The following is a 213-nucleotide window of genomic DNA, read 5'->3' as shown; positions in this document are numbered from 1 at the left end:
CAGAAACATTGTGGGAAGACGCGGTGAAAAATGTAAAAAATCTGCTTCCGGCAGAATTTGTTACGATGAACCATGCATTAAAATCTCTTTTAGGGGATGTGGAATATGAAGAGGGAGATCTTCTTTTAGAAAAGAAAAAAGACTATGATCAGATGTATGTTTTATCAAATAAATTCAGAAATTATGGAGCGGCATGTATTGCTTATCCTAACG

At 35.2% G+C, this 213-nt stretch carries 1 protein-coding gene; it reads left to right on the top strand.

What is annotated here, in order from left to right; all coding sequences use genetic code 11:
- Positions 1 to 23: 23 nt before the first annotated feature.
- Positions 24 to 213: DUF5688 family protein (locus NE619_RS18720; protein WP_256133952.1), on the top strand; the 190-nt coding region annotated here is incomplete at its 3' end.

It is taken from the genome of Anaerovorax odorimutans (assembly GCF_024459955.1).
GTDB classification, from domain to species: domain Bacteria; phylum Bacillota; class Clostridia; order Peptostreptococcales; family Anaerovoracaceae; genus Hominibacterium; species Hominibacterium odorimutans_A.
Note: the sequence above shows the minus strand (reverse complement) of the source record. Positions and strands in the feature narration are given on the sequence as shown.